Genomic DNA, 19,330 nt, shown 5'->3' with positions numbered 1-19,330 from the left:
CGGATGGGGCGTGGCTTTCCGGGCGGTCTGCTTTGTCGCTCGCCTTGCGAATAGGCAACGGCTATTCGACGCGGCTCGCTTCGCGCATCCCATCCCGGAAAGCCGACGCCGCGGCCCCGTGGAGTTCTTCAACACCCTGCTCTAACCATGAAACTCTCGCCGCAAGCCAGTCCCAAGGATTTCCCGTTGCCGCTGAAGGCGGTGTTGTTTGACCTTGATGGCACGCTGCTCGACACCGCGCCGGATTTGGTGGACGCCACCAATCGGACCCTGAGCGAGCTAGGCATGGCCGCAGTGGATGCGGAAATCATCCGCAGCTATATCGGCGGCGGTATTGCTGTTTTGCTGCAGCGCGCGCTTGCGGCCACGCTCAAGCGCGAGCCGGATATGGAAATCTACCAGCGCGGTTTGCCGCTTTTCGAAAAACACTATGCTCGGGTGATGCTCAACCAGAGCCGGCCCTTCCCCGGCGCGGTGGAGGGCTTGCAGAAAATGCGCGCGCAAGGGCTGCATCTCGCCTGCGTCACTAACAAATCCGAGCGTTTTACCCTGCCGCTCCTGGAAGCGACCGATTTGCGCGACTTCTTTGAGCTGGTGGTGTCGGGCGACAGCGTGCCGAAGAAAAAACCCGATCCGCTGCCGCTGACTCATGCTTGCGCGCATTTCGGCGCTAAACCGCACGAGGCTCTGCTCATCGGCGATTCGCCGCTGGACACCCAAGCCGCGCGCGCCGCCGGTTGCCATGTTTTTTGCGTGCCCTACGGTTACCACCAGGGGCGGGACGTGCGCGAACTGGATTGTGATGCTATAGTAGCAACGCTCAAAGACGCGGCAGATCTGGTGATTAAGGCATGAACTCCACGGAAAACGAAAGATGGTACACCGCAAGCGCCCGGCGCTCCTGGCGCATTGGCTTCTGGCGCTAACGCGCTTTTCCATCTTTTGATTTTTGGTTTTTCCGGAGTTGTTCATGACTGAATCTGAATTCAAAGCTTTGGCTTCGCAAGGTTTCAACCGCGTGCCCCTGGTGCTGGAAACCTTCGCCGACCTCGACACCCCCCTTTCGGTTTATCTCAAGCTCGCCAACCGGCCGTATTCGTATCTGCTCGAATCGGTGGTGGGAGGCGAGCGCTTCGGCCGCTATTCGTTTATCGGCCTGGCGGCGGAAAATCGCATCGAAGTGCGCGGCAGAAATTTGAGCGAATACCGGGGCAACAAACTCGTGCAAACCACTGAAGTTGTCAACCCGCTGGAAAATATCAAAACCTTGCAGAAACGCTTCAAGGCGGCACGGCTGCAGGGGCTGCCGCGTTTCTGCGGCGGGCTGGTCGGTTATTTTGGCTATGACACGGTGCGCTATATCGAAAGCAAGCTCGCCGTAACCGTCAAGCCCGATGTGCTGGATGCGCCCGACATCCTGCTCATGTTGTCGGAACAGCTCGCCGTGGTGGATAACCTGACCGGCAAACTGTTTCTGGTCGTATATGCCGATCCCCAGGAACGCGATGCGTATCATCAAGCGCGCAAACGACTCAAAGCGCTTCTCGCCCAATTGCGCAAACCGGTGAAAATTCCCGCTGAAACGCCGTGCCAAGCGCAAACCGCGCGCTCGGAATTTGGCGAGGAAGCGTTCAAGGCGGCGGTGGAACGTTCGAAACGCTATATTTACGACGGCGATATCATGCAGGTGGTGTTGAGCCAGCGCATCAGCCGGCCTTATTCAGCGTCCCCGCTGGCGTTGTACCGGGCGCTGCGCGCGCTCAATCCTTCTCCCTACATGTTTTATTTCGATCTGAACGGGTTTCATATCGTCGGCGCCTCGCCTGAAATCCTGGTGCGGCTGGAGCAGGACACGGTGACGGTGCGGCCGATTGCCGGCACCCGGCCGCGCGGCAAGACCCTCGGGGAAGACGAAAAACTTGCGCAGGAATTACTCGCCGACCCCAAGGAGCGTGCGGAACACATCATGCTCATGGATCTCGGGCGCAACGATATCGGGCGGGTGGCGCAGACCGGAACGGTCAAGGTCACCGAGAACATGACCATTGAAAATTATTCCCACGTAATGCACATCGTTTCCAACGTCGAGGCCAGGCTGAAATCCGGTCTTGATGCCATGGATGTTCTGAAGGCTACTTTTCCTGCGGGCACGGTGAGCGGCGCGCCGAAAGTCCGCGCCATGGAAATCATCGATGAACTGGAAGCGACCAAACGCGGAATTTACGCCGGCGCAGTGGGCTATCTCGGATTTAACGGCGACATGGATTTGGCCATTGCCATCCGCACCGCGGTGATTAAAAATCAGACTTTATATGTGCAAGCGGGCGCCGGCATCGTCGCCGACTCGGTGCCGGCGAACGAATGGCAGGAAACCTGCAACAAGGCCAAGGCGGTGCTGCGTGCGGCGGAAATGGCGCAGGCCGGACTGGATAGTAAAATTGATTGAAAATCTTAGACCGCGGAGGACGCAGAAGACGCCGAGGAAACCTTAAGCTCTACTTATCTTGAGAACCTTTTACTTTCTTCTCAAGTTGGGTTCGGTTATGGCAACTGACTTGATCTTAAATTCTAATGTTTTGTTTTTCCTCTGCGTCCTCTGCGGTGAAAGGTTTTGAATTATGCTTTTGATGATAGATAACTACGATTCGTTCACCTACAACCTGGTGCAATACCTCGGCGAACTGGGTGAAGAGGTCGTCGTATACCGCAACGACGAAATCGCGCTCGATAAAATCGCGCAGCTCAAGCCCGCGCATATCGTGATTTCGCCGGGGCCGTGCACACCCAACGAAGCCGGCGTGTCGGTGCCGCTGATCAAGCGTTTTGCGGGGGAAATTCCGATATTGGGCGTGTGCCTCGGCCATCAGAGCATAGGCCAGGCGTTCGGCGGCAGGATAGTGCACGCGAAAAAGCTCATGCACGGCAAGACTTCGCAAATCAAGCACAGTGAGCGCGGCGTATTCCGCAATCTTCCCAATCCGTTTCAAGCCACGCGCTATCATTCGCTGGTGATTGAGCGCGAAAGCCTGCCGGATTGCCTGGAAGTCACCGCCTGGACCGACGACGGTGAGATCATGGGCGTGCGCCACCGGCAATTAAAAATCGAGGGCGTGCAGTTTCATCCGGAATCGATTTTGACCGAACACGGTCACGACCTGCTCAAGAATTTTTTGCAGGAAGGGAATAAATGACGCCGCAGGAAGCCCTGAACCGCCTGATTGAGCGGCGTGAAATTTTTCATGACGAAATGCTGTCCATCATGCGCCAGATCATGAGCGGGCAACTTACTCCGGCGCAAATCGCCGGCATCATTACCGGCTTGCGTGTCAAAGGCGAGACTGTCGAAGAAATCGCTGCTGCGGCACAAGTGTTGCGCGAGCTTTCAACCAAAGTAGATGTCTCCGGCGAGCCGCATCTGGTCGATACCTGCGGCACCGGCGGCGACGGCGCGCACACCTTTAATATCTCCACCACCTCCGCCTTTATCGCGGCGGCGGCGGGGGCCAAAGTCGCCAAGCATGGCGGGCGTTCGGTTTCCAGCAGTTGCGGCAGCGCCGACGTACTGGAAGCACTGGGGGTCAATGTCAATCTCAACGCCGAACGGGTGGCGCGGTCGATACGCGAGATCGGCATCGGCTTCATGTTTGCGCCCAACCATCACAGCGCGATGAAGCATGCTGCGCCAGTGCGCAAGGAACTCGGCGTGCGCACGCTGTTCAATATTCTGGGACCGCTCACCAATCCGGCGGGCGCTAAAAACCAGTTACTGGGCGTGTTTCACCACGACCTGGTCGGCATCCAGGCGCGCGTACTGCAAGCCTTGGGCAGCCGGCACGCGCTGGTGGTGCACGGCTTAGACGGCCTCGACGAGATATCCATCAGCGGCGGAACCGAAGTAGCGGAACTTAAAAACGACGCGATAAGTGAATACACTGTCCATCCCGACCGCTTTGGCATCAAGCTTGCGCCGCTGGAAGCAATTCAGGCAAAAAACGCCGACGAATCGAAAAAAATGCTGCTCGCCGTGCTCGACAACCAGCCCAGCCCAGCGCGCGACATTGTGACGCTCAACGCCGGCGCGGCGATTTACGTTTCAGGCTTGGCCTCGAGCATCGAACAAGGCATGCGCAAGGCCGCCGAGGTCATTGCCAGCGGCGCGGCGCGCGCCAAGCTTAATCAACTCATTGAATTTTCCAACCGGTTTAAAACCTCAAAATCCTGAACCGCGGAGGACGCGGAGGACGCAGAGGAAAACCAAATGAATGAGAATAAAATCGGCGACATCGTACTCGGCGGTGCTATGAAGGTTCATTCTGCGCTGGGGCCGGGTTTGTTGGAAAGCGCGTATGAAATCTGCCTGGCTCATGAAATCATCAAGCAAGGACTAAGCATTAAACAGCAGGTTTTACTACCGGTTCACTACGACGGGCTCAAGCTGGATGCAGGTTACCGATTGGATTTGCTTGTCCACAACAAGGTGATTGTGGAACTGAAGGCCGTGGAGAAATTGCTGCCTATTCATACCGCCCAGCTTTTGAGTTACTTGAAGCTCAGTCAGCTAGCTTTGGGCTACCTGCTTAACTGTGGTTCACATGCGCGACGGCATCAAGCGTGTGGTTAATAAATTATAGCTTGTTTTTCCTCTGCGTCCTCTGCGGTGAAAACGATGTCTGACATCCTGCAAAAAATCCTTTTTTTCCTCTGCGTCCTCCGCGTCCTCTGCGGTGAATTAAATGTCTGATATTCTGCAAAAAATCCTGACTGCGAAACGCGAGGAAATCGCCGCCGCTAAAACTGCGAAACCGCTTGCCGCAATCCGCGCTGAAGCGGAAGCGGCAGCACCACCGCGGGATTTTGTCGGGGCCCTACGCGCCAAAATCAAGGCCGGAAAACCTGCGGTGATTGCCGAAATCAAGAAAGCGAGCCCCAGCCAGGGCGTGCTGCGGAAGAATTTCGATCCGGCGGCAATTGCGCGGAGCTACGCCAAACACGGCGCGGCGTGTCTTTCGGTGCTGACCGACCGCGAGTTTTTCCAGGGGAGCGCGGAATTTCTAAAGCAGGCGCGCGCCGCCTGCACGCTACCGGTCCTGCGCAAGGATTTCACACTCGACCTCTATCAGGTTTATGAGGCGCGGGCGATGGGCGCCGACTGCATTTTGCTGATTGTCGCCGCGCTTGATATGCCGCGCATGCAGAAGCTGGAACAACTGGCGCAAAGCCTCAAGATGGTGGTGCTGACTGAAGTGCATGATGCCAAAGAACTTGAGCTCGCCCTGCAACTCAAGACACCGCTTATCGGCATCAACAACCGCAATTTGCGCACGTTTGAAACGCGCCTTGAAACCACTTTGCAATTGCTGAAGAAAATTCCTCAAGACCGTATCGTTATCACCGAAAGCGGGATACTGAAACCGCAAGACGTGCAATTGATGCGCGCGCACGGGACTGATTGTTTTCTGGTCGGCGAGGCGTTCATGCGCGCCCAAGACCCGGGCGCCGAACTGGCCAGGCTGTTTGCTTAAGGAACCTCTGATTAAGTCCCACGCGGTTGCGACGGCGGCTTTCCGGGATGGGATGCGCGAAGCGAGGCGCAGCCAATGGCCAGCCCCCTTGGCAAGCCGAGCGACAAAGCAGACCGCCCGGACAAGCCTCGTCCCATCCGGGTTGCGGTAAAATGCGGCGTCTGCGTCGTGCGCTCCTCGGTGTCGTACTTCGAGTACGACCTTCGTCGCGCGCCTTGCATCCATCCGCATTTTGCCAGCAACGCAATCCGCGGAGGACTTAATCAGAGGTTCCCTACCCTCTGGTTTTGCAATCCCAAACGCTTTATTGTTTGATTACCAGTGCTTAGCGAGCGCTTGGCCAGTTCAACGTGCTTCGGGCAGGATGGCATCAAGAGGCTGGTATAGGCATGACAGTTGCTGACTCGAAGGCCACGCTAAGCCAAAGCACTATAAGCAGTATTAGGATTTAGTGTTTCTTTTTTACAACACTCGCTTGAATATGTCGTTTTTCTTCTTGACACTCTGGCTGCACGTATAGCAGGATTAAACCGTTTTGGAGCTGTGGTTTGTCTGGTGAATTTTTTCAGAGGGATGAGGTAGCGCTCCCTCTCACTTCAGTTCAAGAAGAATGCTCATTTTTCGAGGAGGAATAATGAATAAAACCCTACTTTCTGTAATTACTGCTGCCGGGCTTATGGCGTCCGGCTCCGCGCTCGCCGACACCAGCCTGGTGGAAGTTTACGGTACGTTGAATGTTGATTTCGAGAATGTCCAAGCCAAGTCGGCCACCGTGCCGCTGCCGGCGGCGGGTATAGGGCAATTGGGTTCGGCGGGGGCAGGGGCGGCGGCGCCCAGCCGCAACCGGGTGACCTCGAACTCCTCGAATATCGGGTTCCGAGGCAAGGAAGATTTAGGTATGGGCTGGAATGCGATTTTCCAGATTGAGACAGGCATAGCCATGGACTCGGCCAGTGGTGTCGCGGCCACCAATACCCAGTCCACTGGTTTCCTTGGGACACGCAATACCAATGTCGGCCTCTCGTCACAGAAATTCGGCACGGTCTTCTACGGCAACTGGGATACGCCTTATAAAGCCTTGACGAATACGCTCGCGTTCGATCCCTTCTACGCCACTGGTATCGCGAGTGGTAACGCGATCATCGGCACGCCGGGCTTTGCGGTGGCCACCACCACCGCTGGCGGCCGGGCTACCGTACTCGGCGCCGCCGCCGCCGTCTCCAACGACGCCTCGTTTGACCGGCGTCAGGGCAACAGCGTGCAGTACTGGACCCCGAATATTTTTGGCTTCAGTGGCAGATTGGTCTACTCCGCCAATGAGCAGAGGAGCCCCGAAACGCCGGCTGTGCCTACCGTGAATATCAACCCCGCCATCTACGGCGCGTCTTTGATATACGAATATGGACCGTTCCGCGCCACTGGTGCTTGGGAGCAACACCGCGATTACTTCGGGCTTGCGGTGATGGGTGGTGCCGCGTCCCTGCCAGTTGCCGCGGACAACACTTCCCGCGACAACGGCTACAAGGCCACGCTGAGCTACAAGCTGTTTGGCACCACTACCGCCAACGTGATGTGGGAGCGGCTTTCCTATAACAACAGCGACACCGTAGCGGGCCATTTGATCCACTACCACCGCGACGCGATTTACTTCTCGCTGCTGCATCAGATCGGCGCGGGCACCATCCGCTTGGGCTTCGGTGATGCCCACCAAGGCAGTTGCGACCGCGCGGGCGGCGCAATACCGGCGCCCTGCTCGACTACCGGGCTGGATGCGCGCCAGTACAGCGTAGGCTACAGCTATAGCTTCTCCAAGCGCACCGATTTGTATGCTTTTTGGACCGCGATCAACAACGGCAGCTTCGCCACTTACCAATTGGGCAATGGCGCCGGCATCGGTACTGCACAAAGTGGTGCCACGGGCGCGGGAGGTGGCGCGGGCGGCGGTTCGCACAACCAGGGCTTCGGCTTGGGCATCCGCCACGTATTCTAGAAAAACTCCTCATTATTAATTGTTACGGGCGCTTCGGCGCCCGTTTTTATTTTGAGCGGCGAGAAGGTATGCTTGTATTATGAAACCCGATGATCTGCCGCAACGGGCGCGGGAACTGGCTGATCTCGCCGATCGCTGTGTCGCTTGCGGGCTGTGCCTGCCGCATTGCCCGACCTACCTCAAAACGCTTTCTGAAGCGGATTCGCCGCGCGGGCGCATTCAACTCATGAAAGGTGTGCTGGAAGCGCGCATTCCGCTTAACGCGCGCTTCATTGAGCACATTGACTTATGCCTGACCTGCCGTGCTTGTGAGAACGTTTGCCCCAACAATGTCGCTTACGGTGAGCTGGTGGATGGTACTCGCGTGATAATCGAAGCGCAGCGGCCGCGTAGCAAGCTGCACCAATGGTTGCGCGGTTTCGCCATGAGCGAACTGGCAGCGAAGCCCTGGCGCCTGGAGAAACTCGCCTCGCTTTTGCGTTTTTACCGGCAAAGCGGCTTGCAACGGCTGGCGCGTGGTTTGGGCATATTGCGCGTGCTCGGGCTTAATGAAATGGAGCAACACCTGCCGCCGGTTGCGCGCCATCCGGGCTGGAATGAAATTTATCCGGCAAGTGGTGAGGTGCGCGGTGAGGTCGGACTGTTTCTGGGTTGTGTGGCGCGCGTTGCCGACGCCGCCACGCTGAACGCCGCGATTTTCGTGCTGAATCGGTTGGGTTACATGGTGCATGTGCCGCGCTCGCAAACCTGTTGCGGCGCGCTCTATCAGCATTCAGGCGATTTGGAAGCGGCAAAACAGTTGGCGCGGGAAAATCTCAGGGCTTTTGCTGCGCCAAATCTCGGCGCCGTCATCAGCACGGCATCCGGCTGCGGCGCGACGCTCGCCGAATACAAGCGCATTCTCGGCGATGAGGCGCGCGCGTTTTCCGCGAGAATAACGGACTTGAGCAGCTTTCTCTCGCAAGATGGACAAATGCATAAAATAGATATATTGCAACTTAATGCTAAAATCGCGGTGCAAGATCCTTGCACTCTGCGCAATGTGATGCGCAGTGAAAAATCGCCTTATGCTTTGCTCAAGCTGATACCGCAAGCTGAAGTCGTCGCGCTTACCGGAAATGACCAGTGCTGCGGCGCGGCGGGCACGTATTTCCTGTCGCAGCCGGAAATGGCGGGAACACTCCGTGATGATAAAATCAGAGCATTGCAGCAAAGCGGCGCAAGCTGGCTCGCGACTTCCAACGTCGGCTGCGCCATGCATCTTGCCGAAGGGGTTCGTGCAGCGGGGCTCGCCGTTAAAATCGTTCACCCCGTGACTTTGCTGGCGCGGCAAATGGGATTTGAATGCAATGACGCTTGATGATTTAATCGTTCAGTTTGATAAGGCCTTGCGCACGTTGACGCAGCCTGCGAAAAGTGTACGCGCCATCCCAGGTGAAGGTTTGCAGGAAGCGTCCTTGACTGTGAGCGCTGCGCGTCTGTCCGCGGCGCTGATGCGGGTTAATCACAGCGGCGAGATCTGCGCTCAAGCACTCTACGACGGCCAGGCGCTCACCGCGCGCGACGGTTCGGTGCAGCAGGCGCTGCAAAAAGCGGCGACAGAAGAAACCGAGCATCTGGCCTGGACCGAACAACGCATAGAAGAGCTGGGCGGGCGCAAGAGCCTGCTAAATCTGCTTTGGTATGGCGGTTCTTTCGCCATCGGCGCGCTGGCGGGATTGCTCGGCGACAAATGGAACCTCGGTTTTCTGGCGGAAACGGAACGACAGGTCGAGCGGCATCTGGAAGAACACTTGCAACGATTGCCGAGCGAGGATTTAAAAAGCCACGCGATTCTCGAGCAAATGAAAAACGACGAAGCGCAGCATGCGACCACCGCGATTGCTCAAGGCGCCGCCGAACTGCCGCCGCCGATGAAGCTGGCGATGCAGCTCGCCTCCAAAGTGATGACGCGCACTGCGTTCTGGATTTAGCAGATTGTTGCAAAACTACTCGGAGCCGGTCTGTTGCTCGTCGCTCAAAAGCTCGCCGTACTGCTTTTATGTACTGTCTCGCCTTCTCGCTCCTCGCGTCGCGTATCCCGGCTTCCTCGTGACGTTTTGCAGCAACCTGCTGGGTACCCTTAGCTTACATACCTGAGAACTTGTTTAATCAGCCCTCGACGATTTCTAAATCGTAGGTGATGTTCGCTGTTTTTCCCAGCATGATTGAAGCAGGCAGTATTTTTCCGCGGAAAGGTGAACCGCGCACCCCACCTGGCTCCGATCAAGCCTTTGCGGTGAGTATCGCACCGGTCGCGGCAAGGGGATGCGACCGCTGCATACTGGATCGAGTTTGGTAGCCTGACTAAAACTCTGCCCTGACCAAAGTGGACTGGTTGACCTCCACGTTGACCATGAACGTATATGTGTAGTAGGGACGGATTCTGCTTTTCACCTCAACCAGGTGCTTGCCGGGTGTCACCGCCAGCTTTTTGAGCGGCGGCGAATTGCCCACTTTGTTGCCATCCACATAAATCTCGCCTTTTGGGGTGATATCGAAATTCAGGTAGCCTACCTTACCGACCACTGGTGGTGCTTTGGTTTTTTTACCGCTTTGCCCGGTTTCCGGTGTTTTCTTCCCGGGCTGAGTGGTCGAAGGGAGCAAGGGCTTGGTGTCGCCGCTGTCCGTTTGCACCTCGCCTTTGACAGCGGATGACACATCCGGGTGGACAGTGGCATCTTTCTCGTTGGCTGGTCCCGGTTTGCCGAGGAATACTAATAAGGCCACCGCGATTGTGGCAAGCGAACCTGCTCCGACCCAAACCGTCTTGTTCCTGGAAAGCTTTTTCGGTGCTGGCGTAAGTTTTGGCTGACTTTCCTTGCCCGTCGCGCCCGGCAATTCAATAATGGGATAAGCGCGATCGGCCCGGTTGGCAGCGCTTGTTATTGGAGTCGCCGATAGAGGTTTATTGCCGGCATCAGCCGGTAATTCAAGAGTTGTTTCAAGCGCATCTGTTCTGCGGGCCACTCTTCGCTCTAGGGTTTTCTGGGGGGGCCACTTAATGGCTGCGAGCTGTGCGGGTGCGGGCAGCGGCAGCGTTTTGTAATGCCTGAGATCATGCGCAAGTTCGCTTGCGTTCTGGTATCTATCTACGGGAAGCTTGGCCAGTGCCTTGTGAATTATATAATCGAACGCCACGGGGCACTGTTTGTTGATTGCCCTTATATCGGCCGGGATTTCGTTTAAGATGCGGTACATTATGGTGCTGATGGTTTCCCCGTCGAACGGCGCTTTCCCGGTCACCATTTCATACAGCATCACACCCAGCGAAAAAATGTCGGAACGGCCATCCACCGGCTTGCCTACGATCTGCTCCGGCGACATGTACTTGGGCGAACCGAGGATCGTCCCGGTTGCGGTTTTTGAGCCGGAAGGCAAATGGGCAATGCCGAAATCGGTGATTTTCACCTGGCCGGCGTTCGTGATCATGATATTGGCAGGCTTGATATCACGGTGCACGATGCCATGCTGCTGCGCATAAGCCAGGCCATCCGCGATCTGGGCTGCAATCTCGCTGATTCGGTCATGCGACAGGCTTGCGCCGGATTTGAGAATTTCCCGCAGGGACTCTCCCTCCAGGAATTCCATCGCGATGTAGGCTATGTTATCGGTCTCGCCGACATCATAAATGGTGACGATGTTAGGATGATTCAGGCGGCCGGCGGACTTGGCTTCGCGATAGAAACGTTCTTCAAAGTCTTCGAATTCGTCTTTTGGCAGATCAAGGTTAATAGCCTTGATGGCTACGGTGCGCTCGATGACGGGGTCAACTGCCTTGTATACGGTACCCATGGTGCCGCGCCCCAGTTTCAACACAATCTCGTAGCGCCCTAATTTTTGAATTACCACAGAGATTTCACCACTACTTTTTGTGAAAAATCGGGATTGGGAGAAATTGCAAATGCGAGTTCTAGCAGTATTTATTACACAGCATAATGTCAGGTTGGTTATCGCGCAAGCAAGGCTAATATGAGGAGTCGAGCTAATATAAGGAGTCGGAGTCGAATTTTTTTGAATAAAGTGTCATACCCGGATTGAGCAAAGCCCGAATCGCCGGTTCGGTCAGCCGGCCTCCACGATTTCGAAATCGTGGGTGATGTTCGCTGTTTTTCCCAGCATGATCGAAGCCGAGCAGTATTTTTCCGCGGAAAGGCGAATGGCCTGTTCCACCCGCTTCGGGTTCAGGGCCTTGCCGGTGACGATGTAATGAAAATGAATGCGGGTGAAAACCTTCGGGTCTTGCTGCGCGCGCTCGGCCTCGATGTCCACCACACAGTCGGTCACCGTTTCGCGGCTTTTCTTGAGGATGAGCACCACGTCGTAGGCGGTGCAGCCACCGGTGCCGATCAGCACGGTTTCCATCGGCCGCGGGCCGAGATTGCGTCCGCCGCCTTCCGGCGCCCCGTCCATCAATAGCGCATGCCCGCTTTCCGATTCGCCGAGGAAGCTCACCTGTTCGACCCATTTGATGCGCGTTTTCATGCTTTTCCTCTCAAATGCCGTTGTAGTAATTATCTCAAATTATATTCGCGGCAGAAATATTGATTTGATACCACAGCCATCCGAATACTTCATGCATGAAGACATAACTTGCGAACAATCCTTGCGGATTGGGCAAATAAAGTTCAAGCGGATCCGAGGGCAGGCTGGCAAAACCGGTGGACGCGGGAATCACGCTGAAGCCCGCGGCTTCAAATGCGAGCATGGCCCGGCGCATATGCCAGGCGTGGGTTACCAGATAAATGCGCCCGACACCGGCAGGCTTAAGCATTGCCCGGCTGAGTTTGGCGCTTTCATAAGTGGTGTTGGATGCCGCTTCTTCCCATGTCACCGGAACGTTGAATTCATTGACCAGTACCGCTTGCATTTGCACCGCTTCGGAATGCCGGCCCCCCTGCGGTTTGCCGCCGGAAACCAGAATCGGTTTCTGCGTGGCGCGGTAAAGGCGTGCCGCATAGCGCAACCGCTCAAGCTCCAGACGGTTCACAGTATCGCTGCCATAGTCCGGCGCTTGCAAATAAGTTCCTCCGCCCAGCACCACAATCGCCTGTGCCTTGTCGCGATTTAGTTCTGTGAGTGGCGGCATTTCAATCAGCTTGAGCGCGTGTAAAGCAAACCAGGGTGCGGAGAGGAGATAGAGTAAAACCATAGTCAGGGTAATAAGAAATTTGCCCAAGCGTAGGTGGTTTTTAATGCAGATAAGTCCGATGACGCCTAGCAGCAAAAGATTCAGCGGCGGGAGCAAAAAGGCACTCAGGAATTTAGTAATGGACCAAGCCATTTATTAATAAATAATTGTTTATGGATATATTTTTTTAAACTTAGAAAATTTAGTTGCAACGCACAAAAATACTTGCAAAACCGCTTAAAAATGGGATAATGTGTTGGCGTAAACGCTTACTCTTTAAGCGTTTATGTGTTGTCTCCTCCTCCTTTGGTGGAACTTAGCGCAATCCTTGGGGATTGCGCTTTTTTTCGTGGGGGACAGCTTTTACGTTGTTTCATGCTGCTCGGAAGGACGCCAGTGGTGCAGTGCAATAAAAGATTTCAAACGTGTTGCATAGGGCGCCCAAGCATCACAGTCTGCAACGGCAGGATTTAATTCCGCATTTTCCCTTCGCCGCCCGCCGCCTTGGTTTGACAGTGGCGGTCAATCTAGCATAGAATTCGCGACTTTCTTTGGGTTTTTAAGCAAACAATTCAACTCTGGCCCATGAAAACTTTTTCAGCGAAAGCGCATGAAGTAAAGCGCGGTTGGTACGTGGTGGATGCCAACGGCAAGGTATTGGGGCGTTTGGCGAGCGAGCTTGCACGGCGTCTGCGTGGCAAGCACAAGCCCGAATTCACTCCGCATGTGGATACTGGCGATTACATCGTGGTCATCAATGCCGACAAGCTGCGCGTCACCGGCAACAAGGCGCAAACCAAAATCTATTACCGCCACAGCGGCTATCCGGGCGGTGTCTACAGCGCCAATTTTGCTAAGCTGCACGCGCGTTTCCCCGCCCGCGTTCTGGAGCAAGCGGTGAAAGGCATGCTGCCGAAGGGACCGCTTGGTTACGCCATGCTGAAGAAACTCAAGGTCTACAGCGGTGAACGGCACCCGCACACCGCGCAGCAACCCCGGATACTGGAAATTTAGGGAAGACTCATGATCGGAGAACACAACTATGGCACCGGCCGGCGCAAAAGCGCGGTGGCCCGCGTGTTTCTCAAGCCCGGCAAGGGAGTGATTATCGTGAACGGCAAGCCGGTGGACGAGTTTTTCTCGCGCCAGACCGGACGCATGGTGGTGCGCCAGCCGCTCGCCATCACCAATCATTTGTCGAGCTTCGACATCAAGGTCAACGTGCATGGGGGCGGTGAATCCGGTCAGGCCGGCGCGGTGCGCCACGGTATTACCCGCGCGTTGATCGAGTACGATGCCGCGCTCAAACCCGCCTTACGCAAGGCGGGCCTGGTGACGCGCGATGCGCGCGAAGTTGAGCGCAAGAAAGTGGGCTTGCACAAGGCGCGGCGACGCAAACAGTACTCCAAGCGCTGATTGTGCAGTTTTTTCATCATGAAAAAGCCGCCCACCTGGGCGGCTTTTTCATTGCCTAATCGGGTCAGGCTGATTACCATCAACACCTATGTCAGTGGAAGTGACGGGGAAATTATGCTGAAAGTCGGAGTTGTCGGCGGCACCGGGTACACCGGCGTGGAACTTTTGCGCATTCTTGCTCACCATCCGAAAGTGAGCGTGAGCGCGATTACTTCGCGCGGCGAAGCGGGGATGGAGGTGGCCGAGCTTTTCCCCAGCCTGCGCGGCATTGTGGATTTGAAATTTTCCGACCCGGCCAAGGCCGAGCTCGATTCCTGCGATGTGGTGTTCTTTGCCACGCCCAACGGCATCGCCATGCGGCAGACGAAAGCGCTGCTGGATGCCGGCGTGCGGGTGATTGATCTCGCCGCGGATTTCCGCCTCAAGGACGCAGCTGTCTGGGAAAAATGGCACGGAATGCCGCATGCTTGCCCGGAGCTGCTGAAAGAGGCGGTGTATGGTCTTCCGGAAGTCAATCGCGACAAGATCCGGCAGGCGCGGCTGGTCGCCAACCCCGGCTGTTACCCCACTGCGGTGCAGCTGGGTTTTCTGCCGCTCATCGAAGCTGGCGTGATCGATATCGAGCGCCTGATTGCGGACGCCAAATCCGGCGTCTCGGGTGCCGGGCGCAAGGCGGAGCTGGATACGCTGTTTTCCGAAGCGTCCGACAATTTCAAGGCTTATGGCGTGCCGGGCCACCGCCACCTTCCTGAAATCATTCAGGGCCTCGCGGCAGCGGCGGGCAAGAAAGTCGGGCTGACTTTCGTTGCACATCTCACCCCGATGATACGTGGCATTCACGCCACGCTTTACGCTCGGCTTACGCGCGAAACCGACCTGCAGGCGCTCTATGAGAAACGCTATGCCGCGGAAGAATTCGTGGATGTGCTGCCGGCGGGCAGCCACCCCGACACGCGCTCGGTGCGCGGAGCGAACATGTGCCGCATTGCGGTGCACCGTCCGCAGGGCGGCGACACCGTAGTGGCGCTGTCGGTCATCGACAATCTAGTCAAAGGCGCGGCCGGACAGGCGGTGCAGAACATGAACATCATGTTTGAACTTCCCGAATCGGCCGGTCTGCATCATGCTGCGCTATTACCTTAGAAAATGTACAAAGCGCTGAAACGAAAATTCGGCATTTCGGCACCGCGGATGACGGTGCACACGCATATTCCTTGGTACTGGCGCTGGCTGATGCTGACTGTATTGATCGCGTTGGTCCTTAGCTTGGCCTGGTGGATGTATGACTCGGGCCAAAAATTCGCCGGTTTTGACCGCGTCCAGGTGGAGACTGCCCTTGACCACCAGACCGAACTTAATTCCAGGCTGCAAAAAGAGAACGCTGTGTTGCGTGACCAGGTTGCTATTAGTGAGCGCCAACTTCAAATTGAACGCTCGACCTACGGCGACCTCGCGAAGCAGGTAAAAGCCTTAAGCGATGAAAACAACAGCCTCAAGGAAGATCTCGCGTTTTTTCAGAGCCTGCTCTCCGCTGGCAGCAAGCAGGAGGTGAGCATTTACCGCTTCAACGTCGAACGCGATGCGCTGCCTGGTGAATACCGCTACCGCCTGCTGCTCCTGCAGATGGGGCCGCGACAGAAGGAGTTTCAGGGCAAGCTGCAGTTCATCGTTGACGTGGAGCATGACGGCAAAAGAAGTGTCATCACCATCCCTGCTGAAAACGAAGCCCATCTTCAGGCGTATAATGTGAGCTTCAAGTACTATCAGCGGGTTGAAGGCAGCTTCCAGATGGAGCCCGGCGCCGTGGCGAAAAGCGTGCAGGTGCGCGTGTTCGAAAAAGGCGCGAGCGAAGCCAAGCTCACGCAGAGCGTCGACCTGTCTTGAAATGGAGAATAGCGCATGTTTGGCAAGAAACCGAGTAAACCGCAAAATCGAATCGATTGTCTGATCGGCGTCGGTACCAGCATCGAAGGCAATATCAATTTCAGCGGCGGCCTGCGTGTGGACGGCCATGTCCGCGGCAACGTGGTGGCGAACGGCGAAAACTCCAGCACCCTGGTGTTGAGCGAGCAGGCGCGCATCGAAGGCGAAATCCGCGTTTCGCACGTGGTCATCAACGGCAGCGTAATCGGGCCGGTATACGCCGGTGAATACATTGAATTGCAGTCAAAATCCAATGTCACCGGCGATGTGTATTACAAGACGCTGGAAATTCAGCTCGGCGCGGTGGTGCAGGGACGGCTGGTATATCAGGACGGCGAGAATGCCGAGAAAGTCCTGGTGTTCAAGCCCGCCACCGGCGCTTGACCCGCCCTGGAACGGAAGAGGATAATACGGGTCTTAAAGAATGATGATTAGGAGCAGGTAATGAACACCATGACGGAAATCCCGGCGCCTTTGGTCTTTACCGACAGCGCCGCAAGCAAAGTCAAGCAACTGCTGGAAGAAGAAGGCAATCCCGACCTCAAACTGCGCGTGTTTGTGACGGGCGGCGGCTGCTCGGGCTTCCAGTACGGGTTCACTTTTGACGAAGTAGTGAACGAGGAGGATACCTCGATGCAGAAAAACGGCGTGACGCTGCTGATTGACCCGATGAGCTACCAATATCTGGCCGGCGCTGAAGTCGACTACCAGGAAGGCGCGGAAGGCGCGCAATTCGTCATCAAGAATCCCAACGCCACCTCCACCTGCGGCTGCGGTTCGTCCTTCTCGGCGTAAGAATTTTTTAATGAGTAAACGGGAGCCTTAACGGCTCCCGTTTATTTCTTGTAAATTGCGCCGAGCAGGCGCAGGCCTAGAGCGCCGGTCGCTTGCGGCAGGTTTCCCGGTTTCCCCTGCAGTGTTTGCCAGGCGAGCCAGGCAAACGCATAAGCTTCGAGCGTTTGCGCATTAATCCCCAGTGCGTCGGTGACGTCGGTCCTTACCCCGGGCAGAGCCACGCGCAGATTTTTCACCAGCGCTTTATTGCGCGCGCCGCCGCCGCAAAAATAAATTTCATGCGCTCCCTGGCAGTGTTTTTTAATGGCCTGCGCGATACCTTGCACCGTAAGCGCAAGCAGCGTCGCCTGCACGTCTTGCGGCGCCTCTTTTCCCGACAGGAATCCGTTCAGCCACTGCAAATTGAATTGCTCGCGTCCGCCGCTTTTGGGTGGGGACTCGCCAAAAAAGGGATGAGCCAGCAAGCGCCGCAGCAGTTCTGGAATAATTTTTCCGCTCATCGCCCAGGTACCGTCCGCATCGTAGCGCTGGCCGGTGTGCTTTTGGCACCAGGCGTCGAGCAGCATATTGCCCGGACCGCAGTCGAAACCGGAAGCCGGGCTTTCAGACGGAAGATCGGTGAGATTGGCCATGCCGCCGATATTGACGATGACGCGATGAGCATTCGAACCCAGGCTGAGCGCCGCATGAAACGCCGGCACCAGCGGCGCGCCCTGGCCTGCGGCGGCGATATCGCGGCTGCGGAAATCGCAGACCACGGTAATCGCGGTGAGCTCCGCCAGCAACGCCCCGTTGCAAAGCTGCAAGGTATAACCCAATTGCGGCGCATGACGCACCGTCTGGCCATGACAGCCGATGGCAGTAATCTGTTGCGCCTTCACTCCGGCTTGTGTAAGCAACTCGGCAACCGCCGCCGCATAGCAGCGCGTCAATTCGTTGGCGGCGAGCATGGCTTCATGCAATTCGTTGGTCTGCGGCCGGTGCAGCAGGAGCAGGCGGTTGCGCAAATCGTCGGGATACGAGCGATAGACATGCTCTCTGAGTTGCCAGGGTATGTTGCCGAAATCGGCGAGGACGGCGTCAATGCCGTCCAGGCTGGTGCCGGACATGAGTCCGGCATAAAGTTGCCGGGCGCTCAAGAGCGAAGATGGAAGGACAAATTAATCCAGCTTGGCAAAGTTGACGCCGCGCGCCAGGTTAAGCTGTATCTGCAAGGGCTCGACTGTGCGGTAGAACGCCGGCTTGAGTTGAGCGGTGATCGGCGGTCCTTCGGGGACGGCGATATGCGTCGGGTTGTGCTGCACGCCGTTGATGCGGAATTCATAGTGCACGTGCGGCCCGGTGGCGAGGCCGGTCATGCCGACGTAGCCGATTACATCGCCTTGACTCGCTTTTTGCCCGTGATGCAGGCCCTTGGCGAAAGCCGAAAGATGGCCGTACACCGTGCTGAACACGCCCTGGTGCCGCAAAACCACCATGTTGCCGTAGCCGCCCTGCTTGCCGAAGAAAACCACCGTGCCGCTGGCAGTGGCTTTGATTTTGGTGCCGACCGGCGCGGCATAATCAATCCCCTTGTGCGCACGCCATTCCTTCAGCAGCGGGTGGAAGCGCGAGAAACTAAAGCTCGAAGTGACGCGGGAAAATTCCAGCGGAGAGCGCAAAAACGCTTTGCGCATGTTTTTGCCATCCGGCGTGTAATAACCGCCGTGGCCTTGTTCGTCGTTGAAATATAACGCCTGGTAGGCTTTGCCCTGGTTTACAAATTCCGCCGCAATCACGCGCCCGCTTCCTACCGCCGTGCTCTGGTCGTAGAACATTTCGTAAACCACACTGAAGCGATCGCTCTTGCGTAGGTCGCGATAAAAATCAATGTCGGAGGAAAAAATGTCGGCGATCTGCGTGGCGATGCTGTCGGGAAGGTCCACGGCATCGGTGGCGGCAAACAGCGAGCTCACGATTTCGCCGGATTTGATTAAAACCCGCTTTTCCAGGGCGAGCGGCTCTACGCCGAAAGCGAAACGGTCGCCGGCTTTTTTTGCGACGAAAACGCCGCCGTTGGCGTTGAAATAGCGCAGTAGAAGCAGGTCGCCCTCATCGCTGACTTGGGCTTGCACGGTTTTGCCGGGCTTGAGCTGTTTCAACGGTTTCAGTTCTTTGGGATGGCGCAAGAGCTTGAGTGTTTCCTGCTCGTCCACCTTAAGCCGCGCCAATAGGCTCGCGATGGTGTCGCCGCGTTGGATATACTCTTCGCGCCAGTATTCCCCGGTTTGCGCCTCGTCCTGCGGAAATTCGGGCAGCTGCAGCTCCTCGATCACAGTTTGCTGGGGGATTTTGCTTACCTCGGTTTGCGGCACAATGCCGAACGCCGCCACGCCGAACAGCGGCAAAGTAAGCAGGGCCACCAGCCAGCGCAGCCTGAAACCGGGTGTGAGCCGCGCCGCCTTTTGCGCTAGAATCACGTTTTTATCAAGCATTTGTGCCTTGGGTAGTAAAATCCACGCGCCAGTGTAGCAA

Annotated in this window: 20 protein-coding genes; 15 read left to right on the top strand and 5 right to left on the bottom strand. The window is 56.6% G+C overall.

Annotation, left to right across the window (positions count from 1 at the left end):
- Positions 1-147: 147 nt before the first annotated feature.
- The 9 genes from VHE58_03795 (at position 148) to coq7 (ending at position 9,485) form a co-directional block, all read left to right on the top strand.
- Positions 148-855 (top strand): phosphoglycolate phosphatase, encoded by a 708-nt coding sequence (locus VHE58_03795; protein HVS26406.1) that lies wholly within the window; start codon positions 148-150, stop codon positions 853-855.
- A 115-nt stretch (positions 856-970) separates the two neighbouring features.
- A complete protein-coding gene (gene trpE / locus VHE58_03790) occupies positions 971-2,446 on the top strand; it encodes an anthranilate synthase component I (GenBank protein HVS26405.1) in 1,476 nt (491 codons plus the stop codon).
- A gap of 172 nt (positions 2,447-2,618) precedes the next feature.
- Positions 2,619-3,191, top strand: a complete 573-nt coding sequence (gene pabA / locus VHE58_03785) for an aminodeoxychorismate/anthranilate synthase component II (protein ID HVS26404.1) — start codon at positions 2,619-2,621, stop codon at positions 3,189-3,191.
- A complete protein-coding gene (trpD, locus tag VHE58_03780) occupies positions 3,188-4,222 on the top strand; it encodes an anthranilate phosphoribosyltransferase (GenBank protein HVS26403.1) in 1,035 nt (344 codons plus the stop codon). Before pabA ends, trpD begins: the two co-directional genes overlap by 4 nt.
- Positions 4,223-4,258: 36 nt before the next feature.
- Positions 4,259-4,621, top strand: coding sequence for a GxxExxY protein (locus VHE58_03775; protein ID HVS26402.1), 363 nt, complete (start codon positions 4,259-4,261; stop codon positions 4,619-4,621).
- 112 nt (positions 4,622-4,733) lie between these two features.
- Positions 4,734-5,522, top strand: coding sequence for an indole-3-glycerol phosphate synthase TrpC (trpC, locus tag VHE58_03770; protein HVS26401.1), 789 nt, complete (start codon positions 4,734-4,736; stop codon positions 5,520-5,522).
- A 634-nt stretch (positions 5,523-6,156) separates the two neighbouring features.
- Entirely contained in the window at positions 6,157-7,512 is a 1,356-nt protein-coding gene (locus VHE58_03765; GenBank protein ID HVS26400.1) for a porin, read from the top strand.
- Between the two features lie 79 nt (positions 7,513-7,591).
- Complete coding sequence (locus tag VHE58_03760; protein HVS26399.1) at positions 7,592-8,872, top strand: (Fe-S)-binding protein; 1,281 nt, start codon at positions 7,592-7,594, stop codon at positions 8,870-8,872.
- A complete protein-coding gene (gene coq7, locus VHE58_03755; protein ID HVS26398.1) occupies positions 8,853-9,485 on the top strand; it encodes a 2-polyprenyl-3-methyl-6-methoxy-1,4-benzoquinone monooxygenase in 633 nt (210 codons plus the stop codon). Before VHE58_03760 ends, coq7 begins: the two co-directional genes overlap by 20 nt.
- Positions 9,486-9,858: 373 nt before the next feature.
- Here coq7 and VHE58_03750 read toward each other — a convergent pair whose 3' ends face one another.
- The 3 genes from VHE58_03750 to VHE58_03740 all read right to left on the bottom strand — a co-directional run bounded on the left by VHE58_03750 (position 9,859) and on the right by VHE58_03740 (position 12,835).
- On the bottom strand, positions 9,859-11,370 hold the full coding sequence (locus VHE58_03750; GenBank protein ID HVS26397.1) for a serine/threonine-protein kinase: 1,512 nt from the start codon (positions 11,368-11,370) through the stop codon (positions 9,859-9,861).
- A gap of 246 nt (positions 11,371-11,616) precedes the next feature.
- The gene (locus tag VHE58_03745; GenBank protein HVS26396.1) at positions 11,617-12,036 is read right to left on the bottom strand and encodes an OsmC family protein; all 420 of its coding nucleotides are present in this window, start codon (positions 12,034-12,036) and stop codon (positions 11,617-11,619) included.
- Between the two features lie 34 nt (positions 12,037-12,070).
- Complete coding sequence (locus VHE58_03740) at positions 12,071-12,835, bottom strand: YdcF family protein (GenBank protein HVS26395.1); 765 nt, start codon at positions 12,833-12,835, stop codon at positions 12,071-12,073.
- Positions 12,836-13,267: 432 nt separating this feature from the next.
- Between VHE58_03740 and rplM the strand changes: the two genes are divergently transcribed.
- The 6 genes from rplM (at position 13,268) to erpA (ending at position 16,816) form a co-directional block, all read left to right on the top strand.
- Positions 13,268-13,696, top strand: coding sequence for a 50S ribosomal protein L13 (rplM, locus tag VHE58_03735; GenBank protein ID HVS26394.1), 429 nt, complete (start codon positions 13,268-13,270; stop codon positions 13,694-13,696).
- A gap of 9 nt (positions 13,697-13,705) precedes the next feature.
- Entirely contained in the window at positions 13,706-14,098 is a 393-nt protein-coding gene (gene rpsI / locus VHE58_03730; GenBank protein HVS26393.1) for a 30S ribosomal protein S9, read from the top strand.
- A 114-nt stretch (positions 14,099-14,212) separates the two neighbouring features.
- Positions 14,213-15,241 (top strand): N-acetyl-gamma-glutamyl-phosphate reductase, encoded by a 1,029-nt coding sequence (gene argC / locus VHE58_03725; GenBank protein ID HVS26392.1) that lies wholly within the window; start codon positions 14,213-14,215, stop codon positions 15,239-15,241.
- Between the two features lie 3 nt (positions 15,242-15,244).
- On the top strand, positions 15,245-15,982 hold the full coding sequence (locus VHE58_03720; GenBank protein ID HVS26391.1) for a DUF6776 family protein: 738 nt from the start codon (positions 15,245-15,247) through the stop codon (positions 15,980-15,982).
- A gap of 15 nt (positions 15,983-15,997) precedes the next feature.
- The gene (locus VHE58_03715) at positions 15,998-16,405 is read left to right on the top strand and encodes a polymer-forming cytoskeletal protein (protein HVS26390.1); all 408 of its coding nucleotides are present in this window, start codon (positions 15,998-16,000) and stop codon (positions 16,403-16,405) included.
- A 60-nt stretch (positions 16,406-16,465) separates the two neighbouring features.
- Positions 16,466-16,816, top strand: a complete 351-nt coding sequence (gene erpA / locus VHE58_03710; GenBank protein HVS26389.1) for an iron-sulfur cluster insertion protein ErpA — start codon at positions 16,466-16,468, stop codon at positions 16,814-16,816.
- Positions 16,817-16,857: 41 nt separating this feature from the next.
- Here the strand turns inward: erpA and VHE58_03705 are convergent, their stop codons facing one another.
- Both VHE58_03705 and VHE58_03700 read right to left on the bottom strand, forming a co-directional pair.
- Positions 16,858-17,955 carry an anhydro-N-acetylmuramic acid kinase gene (locus VHE58_03705; GenBank protein HVS26388.1) on the bottom strand — a complete coding sequence of 366 codons (1,098 nt, stop codon included), beginning with the start codon at positions 17,953-17,955 and terminating at the stop codon, positions 16,858-16,860.
- Between the two features lie 21 nt (positions 17,956-17,976).
- Positions 17,977-19,290: a M23 family metallopeptidase gene (locus VHE58_03700; GenBank protein ID HVS26387.1), complete on the bottom strand. Its 1,314-nt coding sequence runs from the start codon at positions 19,288-19,290 to the stop codon at positions 17,977-17,979.
- Positions 19,291-19,330: the final 40 nt, after the last annotated feature.

The sequence above is a fragment of the Burkholderiales bacterium genome, from assembly GCA_035543335.1.
Lineage (GTDB): Bacteria > Pseudomonadota > Gammaproteobacteria > Burkholderiales > JAHFRG01 > JAHFRG01.
Note: the sequence above shows the minus strand (reverse complement) of the source record. Positions and strands in the feature narration are given on the sequence as shown.